The organism is Pedococcus sp. P2_E4 (genome assembly GCF_056403935.1).
The window spans coordinates 138539-156784 of record NZ_JBFUEO010000002.1 but is presented as its reverse complement, the minus strand read 5'-3'; the positions used below and the strand labels follow the sequence as shown (position 1 = coordinate 156784).

At 71.0% G+C, this 18246-nt stretch carries 19 protein-coding genes; 10 read left to right on the top strand and 9 right to left on the bottom strand.

All coding sequences use genetic code 11. The features are described from left to right. Positions 1-40: 40 nt before the first annotated feature. The 3 genes from AC1DV7_RS02245 (at position 41) to AC1DV7_RS02235 (ending at position 3368) form a co-directional block, all read left to right on the top strand. A complete protein-coding gene (locus AC1DV7_RS02245) occupies positions 41-445 on the top strand; it encodes a helix-turn-helix transcriptional regulator (RefSeq protein ID WP_477594199.1) in 405 nt (134 codons plus the stop codon). A gap of 14 nt (positions 446-459) precedes the next feature. Then, on the top strand, positions 460-867 hold the full coding sequence (locus tag AC1DV7_RS02240) for a VOC family protein (protein WP_477594143.1): 408 nt from the start codon (positions 460-462) through the stop codon (positions 865-867). Positions 868-980: 113 nt separating this feature from the next. Continuing rightward, positions 981-3368 carry an ATP-binding cassette domain-containing protein gene (locus tag AC1DV7_RS02235; protein ID WP_477594141.1) on the top strand — a complete coding sequence of 796 codons (2388 nt, stop codon included), beginning with the start codon at positions 981-983 and terminating at the stop codon, positions 3366-3368. 49 nt (positions 3369-3417) lie between these two features. Here the strand turns inward: AC1DV7_RS02235 and helR are convergent, their stop codons facing one another. Continuing rightward, positions 3418-5562, bottom strand: coding sequence for an RNA polymerase recycling motor ATPase HelR (helR, locus tag AC1DV7_RS02230; protein WP_477594139.1), 2145 nt, complete (start codon positions 5560-5562; stop codon positions 3418-3420). Between the two features lie 192 nt (positions 5563-5754). On the opposite strand from helR, the gene AC1DV7_RS02225 reads away from it, so the two are divergent. After that, positions 5755-6597: an aldo/keto reductase gene (locus AC1DV7_RS02225; protein WP_477594137.1), complete on the top strand. Its 843-nt coding sequence runs from the start codon at positions 5755-5757 to the stop codon at positions 6595-6597. A gap of 38 nt (positions 6598-6635) precedes the next feature. Here AC1DV7_RS02225 and AC1DV7_RS02220 read toward each other — a convergent pair whose 3' ends face one another. Then, a complete protein-coding gene (locus AC1DV7_RS02220) occupies positions 6636-7253 on the bottom strand; it encodes an L-threonylcarbamoyladenylate synthase (RefSeq protein ID WP_477594135.1) in 618 nt (205 codons plus the stop codon). Between the two features lie 112 nt (positions 7254-7365). Between AC1DV7_RS02220 and tdh the strand changes: the two genes are divergently transcribed. Together tdh and AC1DV7_RS02210 are read left to right on the top strand one after the other, a co-directional pair. Then, positions 7366-8403 (top strand): L-threonine 3-dehydrogenase, encoded by a 1038-nt coding sequence (gene tdh / locus AC1DV7_RS02215; protein WP_477594133.1) that lies wholly within the window; start codon positions 7366-7368, stop codon positions 8401-8403. Between the two features lie 9 nt (positions 8404-8412). Further along, positions 8413-9621, top strand: coding sequence for a glycine C-acetyltransferase (locus tag AC1DV7_RS02210; RefSeq protein ID WP_477594131.1), 1209 nt, complete (start codon positions 8413-8415; stop codon positions 9619-9621). Positions 9622-9632: 11 nt separating this feature from the next. Here AC1DV7_RS02210 and AC1DV7_RS02205 read toward each other — a convergent pair whose 3' ends face one another. Genes AC1DV7_RS02205 through AC1DV7_RS02195 form a run of 3 tightly spaced genes read right to left on the bottom strand, consistent with a single transcriptional unit; the run spans position 9633 to position 11469 of the window. Then, positions 9633-10088 carry an OsmC family protein gene (locus AC1DV7_RS02205; protein ID WP_477594129.1) on the bottom strand — a complete coding sequence of 152 codons (456 nt, stop codon included), beginning with the start codon at positions 10086-10088 and terminating at the stop codon, positions 9633-9635. After that, on the bottom strand, positions 10088-10624 hold the full coding sequence (locus tag AC1DV7_RS02200; RefSeq protein WP_477594127.1) for a DUF1697 domain-containing protein: 537 nt from the start codon (positions 10622-10624) through the stop codon (positions 10088-10090). The genes AC1DV7_RS02205 and AC1DV7_RS02200 overlap by 1 nt, the downstream gene beginning before the upstream one ends. Next, complete coding sequence (locus AC1DV7_RS02195; RefSeq protein ID WP_477594125.1) at positions 10624-11469, bottom strand: PhzF family phenazine biosynthesis protein; 846 nt, start codon at positions 11467-11469, stop codon at positions 10624-10626. The genes AC1DV7_RS02200 and AC1DV7_RS02195 overlap by 1 nt, the downstream gene beginning before the upstream one ends. A 21-nt stretch (positions 11470-11490) precedes the next feature. Between AC1DV7_RS02195 and AC1DV7_RS02190 the strand changes: the two genes are divergently transcribed. After that, the gene (locus AC1DV7_RS02190; RefSeq protein ID WP_477594197.1) at positions 11491-12120 is read left to right on the top strand and encodes a histidine phosphatase family protein; all 630 of its coding nucleotides are present in this window, start codon (positions 11491-11493) and stop codon (positions 12118-12120) included. Positions 12121-12124: 4 nt separating this feature from the next. Here AC1DV7_RS02190 and AC1DV7_RS02185 read toward each other — a convergent pair whose 3' ends face one another. Then, entirely contained in the window at positions 12125-12760 is a 636-nt protein-coding gene (locus tag AC1DV7_RS02185) for an RES family NAD+ phosphorylase (protein WP_477594123.1), read from the bottom strand. Continuing rightward, complete coding sequence (locus AC1DV7_RS02180) at positions 12757-13302, bottom strand: hypothetical protein (protein ID WP_477594121.1); 546 nt, start codon at positions 13300-13302, stop codon at positions 12757-12759. The genes AC1DV7_RS02185 and AC1DV7_RS02180 overlap by 4 nt, the downstream gene beginning before the upstream one ends. 103 nt (positions 13303-13405) lie before the next feature. Between AC1DV7_RS02180 and AC1DV7_RS02175 the strand changes: the two genes are divergently transcribed. Genes AC1DV7_RS02175 through AC1DV7_RS02165 form a run of 3 tightly spaced genes read left to right on the top strand, consistent with a single transcriptional unit; the run spans position 13406 to position 15284 of the window. Then, positions 13406-14080 (top strand): hypothetical protein, encoded by a 675-nt coding sequence (locus AC1DV7_RS02175; protein WP_477594119.1) that lies wholly within the window; start codon positions 13406-13408, stop codon positions 14078-14080. Further along, entirely contained in the window at positions 14077-14658 is a 582-nt protein-coding gene (locus tag AC1DV7_RS02170) for a hypothetical protein (protein WP_477594117.1), read from the top strand. Before AC1DV7_RS02175 ends, AC1DV7_RS02170 begins: the two co-directional genes overlap by 4 nt. Continuing rightward, complete coding sequence (locus tag AC1DV7_RS02165) at positions 14655-15284, top strand: hypothetical protein (protein WP_477594116.1); 630 nt, start codon at positions 14655-14657, stop codon at positions 15282-15284. The genes AC1DV7_RS02170 and AC1DV7_RS02165 overlap by 4 nt, the downstream gene beginning before the upstream one ends. On the opposite strand, the gene AC1DV7_RS02160 is transcribed toward AC1DV7_RS02165, so the two are convergent. Then, a complete protein-coding gene (locus tag AC1DV7_RS02160; protein WP_477594114.1) occupies positions 15254-16534 on the bottom strand; it encodes a hypothetical protein in 1281 nt (426 codons plus the stop codon). The two genes, AC1DV7_RS02165 and AC1DV7_RS02160, sit on opposite strands and share 31 nt — an antisense overlap. Positions 16535-16591: 57 nt before the next feature. After that, positions 16592-18073, bottom strand: a complete 1482-nt coding sequence (locus AC1DV7_RS02155; RefSeq protein ID WP_477594112.1) for a glutamate-cysteine ligase family protein — start codon at positions 18071-18073, stop codon at positions 16592-16594. Positions 18074-18246: the final 173 nt, after the last annotated feature.

The following is an 18246-nucleotide window of genomic DNA, read 5'->3' as shown; positions in this document are numbered from 1 at the left end:
GCCGTAGGATTCCGACGTGACCGAAGACCGCGACCTGCGCATGCTGGTCCTGCTCCGGCGAGTCCGCGACCGGATCGACCGCGAGTATGCGCAGCCGCTCGACGTGGAGGCACTCGCCCGGGGGGTGCACCTGTCCGCCGGCCACCTGAGCCGTGAGTTCCGGCAGGCGTTCGGTGAGTCCCCGTACTCGTACCTCATGACCCGGCGCATCGAGCGGTCGATGGCCCTGCTGCGACGCGGTGACCTGAGCGTCACCGAGGTCTGCTTCGCGGTCGGCTGCGGGTCGCTCGGCACGTTCAGCACCCGGTTCACCGAGCTGGTCGGGGTGCCGCCCAGCACCTATCGGCGCGAGGCCGCCCAGGCCACAGCGGGGATGCCCTCGTGCGTCGCCAAGCAGGTCACCAGACCGGTCAGGAATCGAGAAGCGCAGGCGGCCGAGCGCTGATTACTGTGCCTGACATGGACATCAGCATCTACTCGAGCTTCCTTCCGCAGGACGACCCCGACGCGGCGGTCGCGTTCTACCGCGACACGCTCGGTTTCGAGGTCCGGGCCGACGTCGGCTACCAGGGCATGCGCTGGATCACGGTCGGCCCGCCGGGCCAGCCGGACACCTCGATCGTGCTCTACCCGCCGGCCGCCACGCCCGGTCTCACCGACGACGAGCGCCGCACCGTCACCGAGATGATGGCCAAGGGGAGCTACGGCAGTGTGCTGCTGGCCACCAAGGACGTCGACGCGACGTTCGACCGGGTGCAGTCGGGGGACGTCGAGGTCGTCCAGGAGCCGACGGACCAGCCCTACGGCGTGCGCGACTGCGCCTTCCGCGACCCGGCCGGGAACATGGTGCGCATCCAGCAGCGGTGACGGATCCGGTCAGCCCCCTCCGGGCTGGCCACTGCGACTGGTTAGATCGAGGAAACGTCGCTGACGGGGGCCCGCGCGTGCGCCCCTGCCCCACGGATGGAGACAGGAACCCCATGGCCCCCAGCAAGGACGCACCGTCGCAGGCGCCGCACGTCGCCGACAGCCATGACCTCATCCGCGTGCACGGCGCGCGCGAGAACAACCTCAAGGACATCAGCGTCGAGATCCCGAAGCGGCGCCTCACGGTGTTCACCGGGGTCTCCGGCTCGGGCAAGAGCTCGCTGGTCTTCAGCACCATCGCGGCGGACTCGCAGCGGATGATCAACGAGACCTACAGCGCGTTCCTCCAGGGCTTCATGCCCTCGCTCTCGCGCCCCGACGTCGACCGCCTCGAGGGCCTGACGACCGCGATCATCGTCGACCAGGAGCGGATGGGCGCCAACCCCCGCTCCACGGTGGGCACGGCCACCGACGCCAACGCGATGCTCCGGATCCTGTTCAGCCGGCTCGGGAAGCCGCATGTCGGCCCCCCGACCGCCTTCTCGTTCAACGTCCCGACGCGCAAGGCGAGCGGGGTGATGAGCACCGAGAAGGCCTCGGGCCGGGTCGAGAAGAACGTCGTCCGCGACGTGGTCTACCTCGGCGGCATGTGTCCCCGGTGCGAGGGCATGGGCTCGGTCTCCGACTTCGACCTCACGGCGCTGTACGACGACAGCAAGTCGCTGAGCGAGGGTGCGCTGACCGTCCCCGGCTTCAGCATGGACGGGTGGTACGGCCGGATCTTCGCCGGCGCCGGCTTCGACATGGACAAGCCGATCGTGAAGTTCACGAAGAAGGAGATGCACGACCTGCTCTACAAGGAGCCGACCAAGATCAAGGTCGAGGGCATCAACCTGACCTACGAGGGACTCATCCCCAAGATCCAGAAGTCGATGCTGTCCAAGGACGTCGACGCGATGCAGCCGCACATCCGCGCCTTCGTCGAGCGGGCCATCACGTTCCAGACCTGCCCCGAGTGCGACGGCACGCGCCTGACCCCCGAGGCGCGGTCCTCGAGGGTCGCCGGCAAGAACATCGCCGAGCTGTGCCAGCTGCAGATCTCCGACCTCGCGGAGTGGGTCCGGCGGCTCGACGAGCCGTCGGTCGCCCCACTGCTCACGGGGCTGCAGCACCTGCTCGACTCGTTCGCCGAGATCGGCCTGGGCTACCTCTCGCTGGACCGGCCGGCCGGCACCCTGTCCGGGGGAGAGGCACAGCGGACCAAGATGATCCGGCACCTCGGGTCCTCGCTCACCGACGTCACGTACGTCTTCGACGAGCCGACGATCGGGCTGCACCCGCACGACATCCAGCGGATGAACGACCTGTTGCTGCAGCTGCGCGACAAGGGCAACACGGTGCTCGTCGTCGAGCACAAGCCCGAGACCATCGCCATCGCCGACCACGTCGTCGACCTCGGCCCGGGAGCCGGCACCGACGGCGGCACGATCTGCTTCGAGGGCAGCGTGGACGGGCTTCGGCGCAGTGACACCATCACCGGGCGCCACCTCGACGACCGAGCGACCCTGCGCGAGTCGGTCCGCACGCCCTCCGGGGTGCTCGAGGTCCGCGGCGCATCGACCCACAACCTGCGCGATGTCGATGTCGACGTGCCGCTGGGGGTCCTGTGCGTGGTCACCGGCGTGGCCGGCTCCGGCAAGAGCTCGCTGATCCACGGGTCGGTCGCGGGTCGCGATGGCGTGGTGGTGGTCGACCAGGGCGCCATCCGCGGCTCGCGACGCAGCAACCCGGCGACCTACACCGGACTGCTCGAGCCGATCCGCAAGGCGTTCGCCAAGGCCAACGGCGTGAAGCCGGCCCTGTTCAGCTCCAACTCCGAGGGAGCCTGCCCGACCTGCAACGGCGCTGGCGTGATCTTCACCGAGCTGGGGGTCATGGCCACGGTCGAGTCGGTCTGCGAGGAGTGTGAGGGCAAGCGTTTCCAGGCGCAGGTGCTGCAGTACACGTTCGGCGGCAAGAACATCAGCGAGGTCCTGGCGATGTCGGTGTCCGAGGCCGAGGAGTTCTTCGGGGACGGCGACGCCAAGACCCCGGCCGCCCACAAGGTCCTCGACCGGCTGCGGGACGTCGGGCTGGGTTATGTCAGCCTGGGGCAGCCGTTGACCACCCTGTCCGGGGGAGAGCGGCAGCGACTCAAGCTGGCCGCCCAGATGGCCGAGAAGGGCGACGTCTACGTCCTTGACGAGCCGACCACCGGACTGCACCTGGCCGACGTCGAGAACCTGCTCGGGCTGCTGGACCGGCTGGTCGACTCGGGGAAGTCGGTGATCGTCATCGAGCACCACCAGGCGGTCATGGCGCACGGCGACTGGCTCATCGACCTCGGCCCGGGTGCCGGCCACGACGGCGGGAAGGTCGTCTTCGAGGGCACGCCCGCCGACCTCGTGGCCGACGGCTCGACGCTCACCGGCCAGCACCTGGCGGCGTACATCGGCTCCTGAGCCGTCCGCCGGCCCGTGGGGCCGTGCGCCGGCCCGTGGGGCCGTCCGCTCAGCTGGTCAGGATGACGAGCTGCTGGGTTGCCCGCGTCATCGCGACATAGCGGTCGACGGCGCCCTCGACGCCGGTCCCGAACGACTCAGGGTCCACGAGCACGACCAGGTCGAACTCGAGCCCCTTGCACAGCTCGGGGGTCAGCGAGCGGACCCGCGGCGCCTGCGCGAAGGTCGGGTCGCCGATGACGCAGGCGACCCCCTCGGGGTGCGCGGCCAACCACGCCTCGACGATGGAGCCGAGCTCGCTGACCGACCCGTGCACGACGGGAAGGCCGTTGCTGCGGATCGAGATCGGGACGTTGGCATCGGGGAGCGCTGCGCGGATCACCGGCTCGGCGTGCGCCATGACCTCCTGCGGCGTCCGGTAGTTGATGCCCAGGGACGCCTGGGCCACCCGGTCGAGCCCGATCCGCTCCAGCCGCTCCTGCCACGACTCGGTGAAGCCATGCCTGGCCTGGGCCCGGTCGCCCACGATGGTGAGGCTCCGGGAGGGGCAGCGCCGGAGCACCATCTGCCACTGCGCGTCGGTCAGCTCCTGGGCCTCGTCCACGACGACGTGCGCGAAGGGCCCCGCCAGCAGGTCCGGGTCCGCCGTCGGCGCAGAGGACTCGTCGACCAGTGCCGCGCTGAGGTCCTGGCCGCGCAACATCGACATCAGCCGCATCTCGGAGTCGTCGGTGGCGATGAGGTGCTCGACGACCTTGCTCATCTCCTCTCGCTGGGCCGCGAGCTGCGCGTTGCGTCGCCGACTGCGACGCGAGGCCTCGGGGTCGCCGAGGCGGTGGCGGGCCGCGTCCAGGAGCGGCAGGTCGGACGTGGACCAGGCCTGGGGGTCTGCGCGGTGCAGCCGGCGTACGTCCTCGGCAGCCAGCCAGGGGGCGCACCTGCTCAGGTACGCAGGCACGGACCACAGGTCGGCGACGAGGTCGGTCGGCTCGATGAGCGGCCACGCAGCGTTGAGGAGCGCGAGCAGCTCCCGGTCGTGCCGCAGGGACGTCCGGAGCAGGTCTGCCGGTACGTCCTCGTCGTGCAGGTCCACGATCATCGAGACCAGCTCGTCCCAGATCTGCTCCCGCGCTTCGTTGTGCGGAGTCCCGGGCTCGGGGGCCGCGAAGGCGGCAGCCCAGTCGTCGGGCCCCAGCCAGACCTCGCCCCAGGGGGTCGTCACCGTCGTTCCCCGCTGCGGCGGCTCCTCGTAGAACCTGACGGCCGCCTCGATCACCTGCTCGAAGGCGGCAGACGACTTCAGGGCCGCCACCGCTGGATCACCCTCGATCCCGGCCGCCCCGCCCTCCGGGACGAGGTCGCGCAGCGTGCAGGTCTGGACACCTTCCTCGCCGAGGCTGGGCAGGACGTCGGAGACGTAGGCCAAGTAGGGCCGGTGCGGCCCGACGAAGAGGACACCGCCGCGCCGGTGACCCAGCCGCGGGTCGGAGTAGAGCAGGTAGGCCGTGCGGTGCAGCGCCACCACCGTCTTCCCGGTGCCGGGCCCTCCGTCGACCACGAGCGCCCCACGTGACCCTGCGCGGACGATCGCGTCCTGGTCGGCCTGGATGGTGCCGAGCACGTCGCGCATCCGGCTCGACCGGATGCCGCCCAGGCTGGCCACGAAGGCGGACTGGTCGTCCAGCGCAGCCGCGTGCCCGGCATACCCCTGGTCGGTGAAGACCTCGTCCCAGTAGTCCCTGATGCGACCGCGGGCCCAGCGGTAGCGACGCCGGCTGGCCAGGCCCATGGGGTTGGCGTGGGTGGCACCGAAGAACGGCTCGGCCGCGGGGGAGCGCCAGTCGACCAGCACCCGTCGACCGGAGCTGTCGGTGAGGCCCAGCCGCCCGACGTAGACCGGTTCGGGGTCGTCGTCGGCCACCACGTGGCCCAGGCACAGGTCCAGGCCGAACCGCCGCAGGGCACGCAGCCGGGTGGTGAGCTGCTGCACCCTCAGGTCGCGCTCAAGGGCCTGCTGACCGTGACCCGCCGGTGCCTTGAGCGCCGCGTCGAGCCGGTCCGACAGCTCGGCGACGGTCTCCTCGAGGGTCCGGGCTATTGCCGCCAGGTGTTCCTCGTCAGCGGCAACGAGAGCCGGCTCGGCCTTGGCCTCGAGGTGTTCCGGCAGGTCGAAGACGCTCGTGCTCACGCTCATGGCGAGCGATTCTGCGGCACGACCGGGGCCTTGCCGCAAGCCCCCGGCCGCGCTATACGTTGGGAGTGGAAAGGAGCGCACCGGCTCCTTTCCCTTCTTTGTGCTCTTGGTTCAGAATAACGCCGATAATCGACATTATGTCATGTAGTGGATTTCGTAGACCCACTCGACGGCTCCCCTACGGTGGGTCCCATGGCTCCCGAACACACGGCATACACCCTGATTGACGGCACCACGGTCCCCGCCATCGGCTTCGGCACCTATCCGCTGCGTGGCGAGGACGGCGTGAACGCCATGGTGCACGCGCTGGAGAACGGCTACCGCTACCTGGACACCGCCGTGAACTACGAGAACGAGCGCGAGGTCGGTGAAGCGCTGCGGCGTTCCGGGCTGGACCGTGCGGACGTGCGCATCGCGACGAAGATCCCGGGCCGGTTCCACGAGAGGGCTCTGGCGCTGCAGTCCCTGCGGGACTCCGCCGAGCGCCTCGGGGTCGACACCATCGACGTGGGCCTCATCCACTGGCCGAACCCGAGCCGCGACCTGTACCTCCACGCTTGGGAGGCCCTGCTCGACGCCCAGCGCGAGGGCCTCGTGACCACCGTCGGGGTCTCCAACTTCACCGAAGTGCACCTGGACCGGGTCATCGAGGCGACCGGCGCGACGCCCGCGCTCAACCAGGTCGAGCTGCACCCGTACTTCCCGCAGGCCGACCTGCGGGCCGTCCACGAGCGGCTCGGCATCCGCACGCAGGCCTGGAGCCCCCTCGGCAAACGCAGCGCCCCCTTCGACGAGCCCGCCGTCGCCGATGCGGCAGCGGCCCACGGTGTCAGCCCCGGCCAGGTGATCCTGCGCTGGCACGTGCAGCTGGGCTCTATGCCGCTGCCCAAGTCGGCGACGCCGCAGCGGCAGCGCGAGAACCTCGACGTCCACGGATTCGAGCTGAGCGCCGAGCAGCTGGACGCCATCACCGCGCTGGGGCGGCCCGACGGCCGGCTCTTCGGGGGCGACCCAGACACCCACGAAGAGATGTGAGGGGTCGCGCGCCGCTCCCCCGCGGCGGCGCCTGGGGGCTAGGAGAAGGGTGAGGGGTCGCCCGCGCCGACCCTGACGACCTCGGGCGCACCGTCGGAGAAGTCGATGACGGTCGTCGGCTCCGAGCCGCAGTCGGAGTCGACCACGGCTTCGACCTGGTGGTCGAGCTCCTCCTTGACCAGCCAGCCCTCGGTCATCGGGTCGGTCTCCCCAGGCAGGATCAGCGTGCTCGACAGGATGGGCTCCCCCAGCTCGGCCAGGAGCGCCTGCACGACCCGGTGGTCGGGGATCCGCACGCCCACGGTCTTCTTCTTCGGGTGCAGCAGCCGCCGAGGCACCTCCTTGGTGGCCGGCAGGATGAACGTGTACGGCCCGGGAGTCGCCGCCTTGATCGCCCGGAACACCGAGTTGTCGATGTGCACCAGCTGCCCCAGCTGGGCGAAGTCGGCGCAGACCAGGGTGAAGTGGTGCTTGTCGTCGAGGTGCCGGATGCGCACGATGCGCTCCTTGCCGTCCTGGTTGCCCAGCGCACAGCCGAGCGCGTAGCCGGAGTCGGTCGGGTAGGCCACCAGTCCCCCGTCGCGGATCAGCTGCACCACCTGGCCCACCGCCCGCGGCTGCGGGTCAACGGGGTGGACGTCGAGATAGCGAGCCATGTGGTGACTGTATGCCGCGTGGTTGCGGCACGCCCGCACGCGGGCGGACCACGCGGCACACCTGCCCCCTCCCCCAGCCTGCCCCCTCCACCGGGCGACTATGTTGTTCGGCGTGCGCGCACTCGTGAAGACCCATGCCGGACCCGGTCTCGAGCTCAAGGACGTCCCCGAGCCGCAGCCCGGTCCCACCGACGTCAAGATCCGCGTCCTGCGGGCGGGGCTCTGCGGCACCGACCTGCACCTCGAGCAGTGGGACGACTGGGCGGCCTCGACCGTCAAGGCGCCCATGACCATCGGCCACGAGTTCTACGGCGAGGTCGTCGAGGTGGGCGAGGACGTCGACTCGGTCCGGGTGGGCCAGCGCGCCTCGGGTGAGGGGCACATCGTCTGCGGAACCTGCCGCAACTGCCGCGCGGGGCGACGCCACATGTGCATCCACACCAAGGGAATCGGCGTGAACCGTGACGGCGCGTTCGCCGACTACGTGGTCATCCCGGCGTCGAACGTGTGGGTCCAGCCCGACGACCTCGACCCCGACCTCGGTGCGGTGTTCGACCCGCTGGGCAACGCGACCCACACGGCTCTCTCGTTCCCCATGGCAGGCGAGGACGTGGTCATCACCGGCGCGGGGCCGATCGGCGTCATGGCGGCCGCGCTGGCACGCCACGTGGGGGCACGGCACGTCGTCGTCACCGACCTGAGCGACTACCGGCTCCGGCTGGCCAAGGACGCCGGGGCGGACCTCGTCGTCAACGCCGGCACCTCCGACCTGGGCGCCGCCATGAAGTCCCTCGGGATGAAGGAGGGCTTCGACATCGGGCTCGAGATGTCCGGTGTCCCGAGCGCGGTCGAGGACATGCTGGCGCACATGAACCACGGCGGCCGGGTCGCGATGCTGGGCCTGCCCAAGGACCCCTTCCCCATCGACTGGGGCCGGGTGATCACCCACATGATCACCATCAAGGGCATCTACGGACGCGAGATGTACGACACCTGGTACGCCATGAGCTCGATGCTCGGCAACTCACCCGTGCTGCGCGACCGGATCGCCTCGGTGATCACCCACCGCCTGCCTGCCGAGCAGTGGCAGGACGCGTTCGCCGCGGCCCGGTCGGGCCAGTGCGGCAAGGTCATCATGGACTGGAGCTGAAGGAGCGTCATGTACGGCACCGTCAAGGACGAGCTCGCGACCGCCCTGCAGGAGATCGAGGACGCCGGGCTCTACAAGCGAGAGCGCGAGCTGACCTCACCCCAGGCCGCCCACATCACCACGTCACGGTCACCCCACCAGACATCCGAGGCTCTGAACTTCTGCGCCAACAACTACCTGGGCCTGGCCAATCACCCCGACGTCGAGGCCGCGGCTGCGCAGGCGCTGCGGGACTGGGGCTTCGGGATGGCCAGCGTGCGGTTCATCTGCGGCACGCAGGAGCTGCACAAGCGGCTCGAGGGCGCCATCTCCGAGTTCCTGCAGATGGAGGACACGATCCTCTACTCGTCCTGCTTCGACGCCAACGGTGGCGTGTTCGAGGTGCTCTTCGGGGCCGAGGACGCGATCATCTCCGACGAGCTCAACCACGCCTCGATCATCGACGGCGTGCGGCTCTCCAAGGCCCGGCGCCTGCGCTACAAGAACGCCGACATGGCCGACCTGCGCGACCAGCTCGAGGCGGCGCGGGCGGGCGGTGCCCGCCGGACCGTGGTCGTCACCGACGGGGTCTTCTCGATGGACGGCTACCTCGCGCCGCTCGACCAGATCTGCGACCTCGCCGACGAGTTCGGGGCGCTGGTCATGGTCGACGACAGCCACGCGGTCGGGTTCGTCGGTGATGGGGGCCGTGGCACGCCCGAGCGGTTCGGCGTCATGGACCGGGTCGACATCATCACCGGCACCCTCGGCAAGGCGCTGGGCGGCGCGTCCGGCGGCTACGTCAGCGCCCACCGCGAGATCGTCGACCTGCTGCGCCAGCGGTCGCGCCCCTACCTGTTCTCCAACGCGGTCGCCCCGACCGTCGCCGCGGGCTCGCTCAAGGCCCTCGAGATCGCCGCGGGCTCGAACGCGGGACGTGCTCGGCTGCGCGCCAACACGGTGCTGTTCCGCGAGCTGATGACCGAGGCCGGCTTCGACCTGCTGGCCGGCGAGCACGCGATCACCCCGGTGATGTTCCCCGGTGAGGACGGCGCCCGGCAGGCGGCGCAGATCGCCGATGCGATGCTCGACGAGGGTGTCTACGTCATCGCCTTCTCGTACCCCGTGGTCCCGCAGGGCAAGGCGCGCATCCGCGTGCAGCTGTCCGCGGGCCACTCCGAGGACGACGTCCGGGCCTGCGTGGCGGCCTTCCGGGCAGCGCGCGACAGGGTCGGCTGAACGGCAGGCGGCTAGCCCTCGTCAGCCTGACCCGACCAGATCGGGGTGCCCAGCACCACCGTGCGGGTGACCGTGCAGAGCCGGTCGTGGGACATCGCGATCGCCTTGGGCAGCATCTCGCGGGCCCGGTCGCCGTCGGCGCCCTCGGGGAAGGTCACCGAGAACTCCACGCGCAGCCCGCCCATGTGGTTGCCGGTCTCGTCGCGGAGCTTCTCCCCCTCGCCCGTGACGGTGAACGACGTCGGCTGGACGCGCTTGGTGGTGATGAAGTCGACGTCGGTGGCGCTGCAGCCGGCGATGGCCGCGAGCAACAGCTCGACGGGGGTGAAGTGGGTCGACTCCCCTCCCCCGCCCAGGAGCATCGTGCCGCCCCGAACGTTGGTCACCTCGTACAGCCCCTTCTCGACCCGCGTCATGCTGATCGAGCGGTGACCGGTACCGGTGCCGCCTGTCGTCTCCTGCGCCATCAAGCTCCCCATTTCTCTGCGAGGGCCCGCACCACGGTCAGGTTGCGGGCTGTTCCATCCACTCCAGCAAGCTTCTCCAGCAGGGCATTCCCGAGCTTGGCCTCGGCGAACGACACCCCCATCTCGAGCAGCACGTGCTTGCCGATCACGAACGCGCGCTCGTCACCGTCGTCCCACGCCTCCAGCGCGGCCTTCGCCGCCGCGGTGGGCGCCGCTGCGAGGAACGAGACATAGCGCCGCGAGCCGTCGAACACCTCGGGTATGCCGTCGACGGCCTTGACGAGCTCCGTGAGGTCCTTGGGGGTGCGCGCCATCGTGACGATGTCGAAGCCGGCATGCGCCCCCAGGCACGAGCTCACCGCGGCCTCGACCTTCGCGGCGCTGCGCAGCGGCGTCGAGATCAGGAGGTTGCCGGTCTGGATGTGCGACTCGACGTCGGCAAAACCACTGTCCTCCAACGTTTTTCGTGCCTCAGCCATCCGCAGCTGTCGCTTGCCGACGTTGACTGCCCGCAGGAAGACGACGAACCTGCCCATCAGAGCTCGACCTCCCCTGCGCCGACGTCGCGCACGAGCCCGCCGACGCGCACCCGCCCGGTCGCGCCGACTTCCAGCCGCAGCTCGGAGGGTCGCTGGACGGGCTGGCCCTGGTGGACGAGCCACTCCCCCGACGTCCCCTGGGCCGCCAGCCAGGCCCCGAGGTTGGAACAGGCGGACCCGGTCGCGGCGTCCTCGGACACCGACGCGCCGTCGCTGATGAGCGCCCGGGCCTCGAGGCTCCCGTCACCCGTCCGTGCCCACAGGTACATCAAGGTCTCGCCACCCCGCTCTCCCATCGCGGCATACCCGGCCAGCAGCTCGGGCCGCACCCGGGCGCGCCGGACGGCATCGACCGTCGCTGCCTGCGCGATGACCTGCGGGGTGCCCACGCTGACCACCTGCACCGGACCAACCAGGTCGCCGGCGGCGAGTCCGAGGGCCGCGGCGACCTCGTCCACCGGGAGCTCTGCCTCGATCCGGCCCTGGTTGGCAGTGAGGGTCCAGTGGTCCCCGTCGGCCTCGACGGGGATGACGCCGGCCGGCATCGACAGGCTGAGCGAGTCGCCGAGGTCCCGCAGCGATCGCGCGACGTGCGCCGTCCCGAGCGTCGGGTGCCCCGCGAACGGCATCTCGAAGGTCGTGGTGAAGATGCGGACGCCTGCGCCGGCCCCGTCGACGGGCGGCACCAGGAAGGTCGTCTCGGCCAGGTTGAACTGTCGCGCCAGCCCCTGCATCTGCTCGTCCGACAGCCCGCTGCCGTCCTCGAAGACGCACAGGGGGTTGCCGGAGAACGGGTCCCCTGGTCGCGCGAAGACGTTGAGCAGCTGGTACCGCAGTCGCATGACGTCACTCTGTCAGACACACTGAGGCCCGTGAGTGCGACTCCCACCACCCCCAGCGGCAAGCTGGTCCTGCTGCGCCACGGCGAGACCGAGTGGTCGGTCTCTGGGCAGCACACCGGCCGCACCGACATCCCGCTGACGTCCCACGGCGAGGAGCTGGCCAAGGCGTGCGGCGCCCTGCTCACGGGGTACCACTTCGGTCTCGTGCTCTCCTCGCCGCTGGAGCGGGCACGGCGGACCGCCGAGCTCGCTGGTCTCACGCCCGAGGTCGACGACGACCTGCTGGAGTGGGACTACGGCGGGTACGAAGGGCTCACGACTGCGCAGATCCGCGCCGACCTGGGCTACGACTGGACCGTCTTCCAGCACGGGGTACCCGCAGGCCAGACGCCGGGCGAGACCGTCGAGGAGGTCGCCGCCCGGGCGTCGCGGGTCGTGCGCCGCGCACTCGCCGCGATGGCGCACGGCGATGTGGCCCTGGTGGGCCACGGGCACTGCCTGCGCGTGCTGACGACGGTGTTCCTGCGGCAGGGGCCGCGGATGGGTGCCCAGCTGCTCCTCGACGCGGGTTCGGTCAGCGTGCTCCAGTTCGAGCGCGAGCAACCCGCCATCCGCGTGTGGAACCACGGGCCAGCCGTCACCGGACACTGACCGGTCAGTCTCGCGCCGTCCTCGTGCGCGGGGGTCGCACCACGGTCAGGTCGCTGCGCCGGGGTCGCGGCAGGGCCGCGGGTGCGCCGGGAACCTGGTGCGCCGGAACGGGATCGGGATCGACGGGCCATTCCGCAGCGCCCTCGGCGTCGAAGATCGCGAGTGCGCTCGAGTCCCCCGGGGTGAACCGCGGGCCGTAGCGCACTCCTCCGAACCCGGCCTCGTCGAAGGCGCGCCCCCAGGCCTGGGGCACGGCATACGGCACCATCGACTCGAGCTCGCGGGTCACGCCGAACGCGGCCGCGCCCGCGGCCTGCGCGTCGGCCACGTCGCGCGCCGCCGCCAGGTGCAGCCGCGAGACGACCGTCTCGTCCAGGAGGCTCTCCGGGACCGCCTGCGAGCCCCCCAGCACCGGACCGAGCCGCTCGCGCAACGCGCTCAGTGGGTCGAGCGCGAGGTAACAGGTGCCTCGGGGCGTCGTCAGGTCGAACCTGCCCGAGCCGTCGTTGCCGAACCACCACGGGCCGAGCCCGCGCCCGTGGGCGCGGAACACGTCGGTCGCCACACCTACGGCGTATGCCGGGAAGCCGGCCAGGGAGGCTGGCGGAGGCCCGAGGGCGGTGCGTTCCCGAGCCGTCATGCGGCCCACTGGGTCGCGTCGGCCGCCGCTGCCGCGGCGACTCGGGCCACCGAGGTCGGGGAGGATCTGTGGACGACGAGGTAGTCGACCGCGCTGTGGCCGTCGAAGACGGGCGACGGGGTCGTCAGCCACGCGCCGATCGACCAGCCGTCGGCTCCCTTGCGGACGAACGCCCCCACTGCATCCTGCACGCCCGGTCGGACTGCGCCGTTGCGGCCGAACTGCAACGACGGGTAGACGAGGTGACCGTCCGCGGTGCGGCAGGCCAGGACGGTGCCCCGGCGCACGCGGTCGAAGAGCGCCTGCCGCGAGATGCCGAGCCAGGCCACGAGTCCGGCCGTGTCGTAGAACGGACCGAGCGGCTGGTCGAGCGGGTGCACGGTCGGCAGGGCCGCCAGCATCCGGTCGGCGAGCGCGTCGACGTCACCGAGGTCGAGACGTCGGCCCTGGGCCGCCAGCTCGGCGGCGCGCTCCTCCACCCGGGTGCGCACGGCCTCGGCGAGCGCGTCGGCCGCCGTGGTGGTGCGGGTCCGTGGTTGCATCGATCCTCCTGCTGGTCGTCCCCGTCGGCGCCGTGAGCGTCAAGGGCGTCAAGGTGTACCAACAGGGTAGCGCCCGGGAACGACACCGCTAGCATTGGCGCCCGTGGGGACGCAGGGGCTGGAGCCGGCCGGCTGGTGGGGCAGGGCGCGGGGGTGGTTGGGCACCCTGACGGTGCGCCAGTGGCTGCTCGGCGCCTTCCTGCTGGTCCTCGCCGCCTCCTTTCCGTTCGGCGGGCTCCGCGCGCAGGAGGCCGCGGCGACCCCCTCCCTCGTACCCGGGGTGGAGCGGGACGTCGCGCCCGTGCGCCTGAGCGTCACCAAGGTGCGGTACGGCAGCGACCTGGGCGTGGCGCAAGCGGGGAAGATCGACGGGCGCTACGTCGTCGTCTTCGCCACGGTGACCGGCACCGACGCGAAGCGGTCCGTCCCGATGGACGACGCCCTGCGCGACCTCCTGCGGATCGAGCAGGTGCCCGGTGTGACGCGGCCCTTCGGCAAGGACCCGGAGCCGTCCAGCAACGACCTGCGCCCCGACACCATCCTGGTGGCCGACGACGCCGAGCCGATGGGCGACCTGGCCCCGGGCCTGACCTACACCCTCGCGTTCGTCTGGCGGCAGGCGCCCGGCCAGCCGGTCCCCACGTCGGTGCGCGTCGCTGCCTACAGCCACACCTTCCGCCAGGCGAGCATCGACGACACCTACGACTGGCGCGACCCGACGCGTGCGGCGGTGGGCACGTTCACCGCCATGCCCTACGAGAAGGTGGCGGCCTCATGAGGCTGCCCCGCCCCAACCGCGCCCAGCTCGGTGCCGGAGCACTCGTGCTCGCCGCGCTGTCGGTCGGGCGGGTGGTGACGGAGTGGCTGCCCGACGAACCCTCGCCCGTCCGCGCCTTCGAACGGCAGAGCACCCTCGACCGCGAGGTCCACCTCCGGTACGGAGACCTGCGAGTCACCGAGGTCGAAGGAGCCCGCCAGCTCGCGACCACCACCCAGGCGATGCTCTCCCCCGGGCTCTGGGTCACCGCGCACGTGGACTTCACCGCGCGGCTGGACAGGTCCGCCCTCGCCTACGCCGAGCTGCGGGACGGTCAGGGCCGGGTCCTGACGGCCGGAACCCGCAACGTCGTGGAGTGCGAGGTCGTCAACCCCGGCATCCCGGGGCACTGCCTGGTCGCCTTCGAGGCCGACCCTGCGGCGCTGGCCGGCGCGCACCTGGCGCTGACCAGCAACCTCAACGACCAGCGCGGCGACGACATGGCGGTGGTCGACCTAGGCATCACCGCCGACCAGGTGGCCTCCTGGAAGGCCCGCACGACTCCCGTCGAGCTCGTCATGCCGAAGGCCACGTCGTGAGCCGCCCCAGCCGTCGGACGCTCCTCACCGTGGCGGCCCTCCCGTTCGCCCTGGTGCTGGCGATGGGCGCCTCGAGCCAGCGCCTCGTCGACCGGTGGTGGCCGACCTTCCCGCACGAGCGGCTGACCGCTGCTGCGGACCGCTCGGTGCAGCTCAGCGACACCCTCGACGACGCCAAGGGCACCCACCGTCGGGACGTGACGATGCGCTTCGTCTCGCTCGCACCGGTCGAGGACTACCAGGAATCCGCAGACGCGAAGACGCTGCCGGCGACGGTGCCCGACGGACAGACCCTGTGGCGGCTCACCCTGCACTTCGCTACCGACCCCGCGACGGTCCTCGGCGCCTGCCAGGTCCAGGTGAGGGACGCCGAGGGGCGTCAGTACAGCCCGGGTTTCGGCGACGCGGTGGACGACGTCCTCGACTTCCCCAGCTGCACACCACCCGGGGCGGCCGGCCCCCTGCCGGCGATCTCGGCCGATGGTCCCGAGCAGGCGTTCGACCCCCGGCCTGCGGAGTACGACCGCCGCTACCACCTGCTCCTCCCGGCCCACGTCCGACCGGCGGACGTCCGCGTCTGGTTCGACACCCCGCTCTACGCGGAGTTCGACGTGCCCACGGGCTGACCATCGGCAGGCTCGATCACCGGCTCGTCACCGTCCAGGTGACCGAGAATGCGGTCGATCGCCGCGCCCAGCAGCGCCACGAGCACGACGGTGTAGGCCCCACGACTGATCACCGAGAGATAGGGCGCGAGGGTGAGCGCGTCGCGGAAGTCCCGCGGCCCCACGGCGAGGCGCAGCAGCTCCGAGACCCCGACCTCGACCTGCCTGCTGAGCAGGAACACGAGGCAGAACAACAACATCGGTGCGAGACCGGCGACCGCGAGGAGTCTGATCCCGTTGCCCAGCGCGGAGAAGCGACCACGGAAGCTCGCTGTCGCCTCGTGCCCGGCCCGGCGGACGGGAGCCGGCAGCCGGGTCACGCCACGCCGCCACGGGGTCTCGGGGCGCTCTACCGCGACGGGGGTCCGAGGCTGGCGCGGCTCGAGCCTGCGGCCGTACACAACGGCCCCGACAGTGAGCCACGCGATCGGCACCACGATGATCGCGTCGGCCTGACCGATGGCTCCCCAGAACCACTGACCGACAACCTCCACCGGCCGTCCCAGGGGGCCCAGCGCATCGATGAGGTCACCCCACCGGTCCAGCAGCCAGTGGGACAGCCGACGGGTGCGCACCCAGGCCTCCACCTCACCGGTGAAGTTGGCGAGCCGCTTGGCGAGGATCCAGACCCACAGGACCTCGACGTAGGCCGCGAACAGCCCCCAGCCGGCGGCCTTCTGCGGCAGGTCGAACCGGTCCAGCAGCCAGCGCACGAGCAGTGCCCCGGCCACGATGCCGACGAGGGCGACCCCGCTGGCGATGTTGGTGCGGTCAGCGTTGAACGTGCCGGGGCCGAAGCCACCGCTGCGCTCCAGGAACTCGTCACTGGTGGCAGCATTGAGGAACTCCCGGGTGTCCTCGCGCAGGTACTGCTGGGACACGTAGACCGTGAGGAACGGGACCAACGCGCTCGCGAGCAGCGTGAGGCGGCTCACCGCAGGCGGGCGGATGTGGGCCAGGCTGGGAGTGAGCTCGCGCAGCGCCAGGATGAGCGCGGTCAGGGTGGCCATCGGCACGAGCGGCAGGACGAACGCCGCAGCGGTCGAGTGGTCCTCGCTGAGCCAGACGCAGAACCACAGCAGCCCGTTGTGGGCCGCGGCGCCGAGCAGGTAGATCACGGTGACGATCGGCCAGTGCCGCCACAGCAGCTGCCCGGCGCGCGCGATCACCGCACCCGCGTCCCCGACCGCGCGAAACGTCGTCCCCCCCACGCCCCCAGAGCATAGGGGCAGGTATGGCGCGCGGTCACCGCGCCACACACCTCGCCTCTAGGGGAGCGGCCAGGTGTGGACGGGTTCGTTGCTGTGCATGTGCCCTGCGTACAGCTCGAGCATCGCAGCGAGCGCGCTCTGGCGGTCGAGGCCACGGCGCTCGAGCACGGCCACGGCGTCGGTCTGCCAGGTCGCGCCGTTGCTGCCCGACTTGCAACGCCCCTCGATGACCGACAGGTAGCGATCACGCACCGCCGCGGACACGCCCCACTCCTCGAGCCCCTGGTGGGCCAGCGGCAGCAGGTGGCGCAGCACGAGCTCGTCGGCGCCGACCTCGCCGAAGCCCGGCCAGTAGAGCCGGGCGTCGATGCCGTCCTTGGCGGCGTTGCGGAAGTTCTGCTCGGCCACCGCGAAGCTCATCTTGGTCCACACGGGACGGTCGTCGGCCGCGAGCTTGCGGATGACGCCGTAGTAGAAGGCCGCGTTGGCGAGCACGTCGACCAGGGTCGGACCGGCCGGCAGCACGCGGTTCTCGACCCGCAGGTGCGGCGTGCCGTCCACGACGTCGTAGATGGGGCGGTTCCACCGGTAGACGGTGCCGTTGTGCAGCCGCAGCTCGGCCAGGCTCGGCGCCTCGCCGGCCTCGAGCTTGGCCACGGGGTCCTCGTCGCTGACCTCGGCCAGCAGCGCCGGGAAGTACCGGACGTTCTCCTCGAACAGGTCGAAGATCGAGGTGATCCAGCGCTCGCCGAAGAACACGCGCGGACGGACCGCCTGGTTCTTGAGCTCGATGCTGCGGGTGTCGGTCGCCTGGCTGAACAGCTCGATCCGGGTCTCGGCGTGCAGCCGCTTGCCGAAGAAGAACGGGCTGTTGGCCGCCAGGGCGATCTGGGGGGCCACGAGGGACTGCGCGGCGTTCCAGTGCGCCGCGAAGTCCGTCGGTGCGACCTGCAGGTGCAGCTGCACGCTCGTGCAGGCGGACTCCGGGGCGATCGAGTCGCAGTAGGTCGCGACGCGCTCGCCCGTCGGACCCTCGATGTCGAGGTAGATGTCCTCACCTCGGGCGTAGAAGATCGAGTCGTTGAGGGCGGTGTAGCGGTTGTTCGCGCTGATCCAGTCGCCCTCGAAGTGCTCGGGCATGATCGTCGGCAGGATGCCGACGGCGACGATGTGGGCGCCCCGCTTCTCGGCAGCCGCGCTGGCCGCGTTGAGCGACTTGCGCATCTCGTCCTCGAGCTCGATCGCCGCGTCGCCGGGCAACGGCCGCGGTGGGACGTTGAGCTCGATGTTGTAGCGCGCCAGCTCGGTCTGGTAGCCGGGGTCGGCGATCTCCTCGAGCACCTCGGCGTTGGCGAACTTGGGCCGGTAGGTCTCGTCGACGAGGTTGAGCTCGATCTCCATCCCGGTCATCGGGCGGTCGAACTCGAACACGCTCTGGCTGAGCATCCGCTCGAACACGTCGAGGTTCTGCCGCACCTTCTCGCGGTACCTCTGACGCTGCTCGCGCGTATAGCTCTGAGCGTTGACCTCTTCGCCCACGGAACCTCCCTCGGCTGCGGATCCGGATGCCGTCCTGGCGCCTGGTGCGGATGGCCCGGCCCCGGGGTGGACCAGGGCTGCACCGACCTCACGCCGGGATGACCCAACGCTGGGATGACCTAACCACGTGCAGGGCGCGCCTGCCAACGGCTGTCGGCGCCGCCTCCTAGCCT

Bases quoted from the DNA above. Each gene is read 5' to 3' on its own strand.
- AC1DV7_RS02245 (WP_477594199.1), top strand. From the start codon at position 41: ATGCTGGTCCTGCTCCGGCGAGTCCGCGACCGGATCGACCGCGAGTAT.
- AC1DV7_RS02240 (WP_477594143.1), top strand. From the start codon at position 460: ATGGACATCAGCATCTACTCGAGCTTCCTTCCGCAGGACGACCCCGAC.
- AC1DV7_RS02235 (WP_477594141.1), top strand. From the start codon at position 981: ATGGCCCCCAGCAAGGACGCACCGTCGCAGGCGCCGCACGTCGCCGAC.
- helR (WP_477594139.1), bottom strand. From the start codon at position 5,562: ATGAGCGTGAGCACGAGCGTCTTCGACCTGCCGGAACACCTCGAGGCC.
- AC1DV7_RS02225 (WP_477594137.1), top strand. From the start codon at position 5,755: ATGGCTCCCGAACACACGGCATACACCCTGATTGACGGCACCACGGTC.
- AC1DV7_RS02220 (WP_477594135.1), bottom strand. From the start codon at position 7,253: ATGGCTCGCTATCTCGACGTCCACCCCGTTGACCCGCAGCCGCGGGCG.
- AC1DV7_RS02210 (WP_477594131.1), top strand. From the start codon at position 8,413: ATGTACGGCACCGTCAAGGACGAGCTCGCGACCGCCCTGCAGGAGATC.
- AC1DV7_RS02205 (WP_477594129.1), bottom strand. From the start codon at position 10,088: ATGGCGCAGGAGACGACAGGCGGCACCGGTACCGGTCACCGCTCGATC.
- AC1DV7_RS02200 (WP_477594127.1), bottom strand. From the start codon at position 10,624: ATGGGCAGGTTCGTCGTCTTCCTGCGGGCAGTCAACGTCGGCAAGCGA.
- AC1DV7_RS02195 (WP_477594125.1), bottom strand. From the start codon at position 11,469: ATGCGACTGCGGTACCAGCTGCTCAACGTCTTCGCGCGACCAGGGGAC.
- AC1DV7_RS02185 (WP_477594123.1), bottom strand. From the start codon at position 12,760: ATGACGGCTCGGGAACGCACCGCCCTCGGGCCTCCGCCAGCCTCCCTG.
- AC1DV7_RS02180 (WP_477594121.1), bottom strand. From the start codon at position 13,302: ATGCAACCACGGACCCGCACCACCACGGCGGCCGACGCGCTCGCCGAG.
- AC1DV7_RS02170 (WP_477594117.1), top strand. From the start codon at position 14,077: ATGAGGCTGCCCCGCCCCAACCGCGCCCAGCTCGGTGCCGGAGCACTC.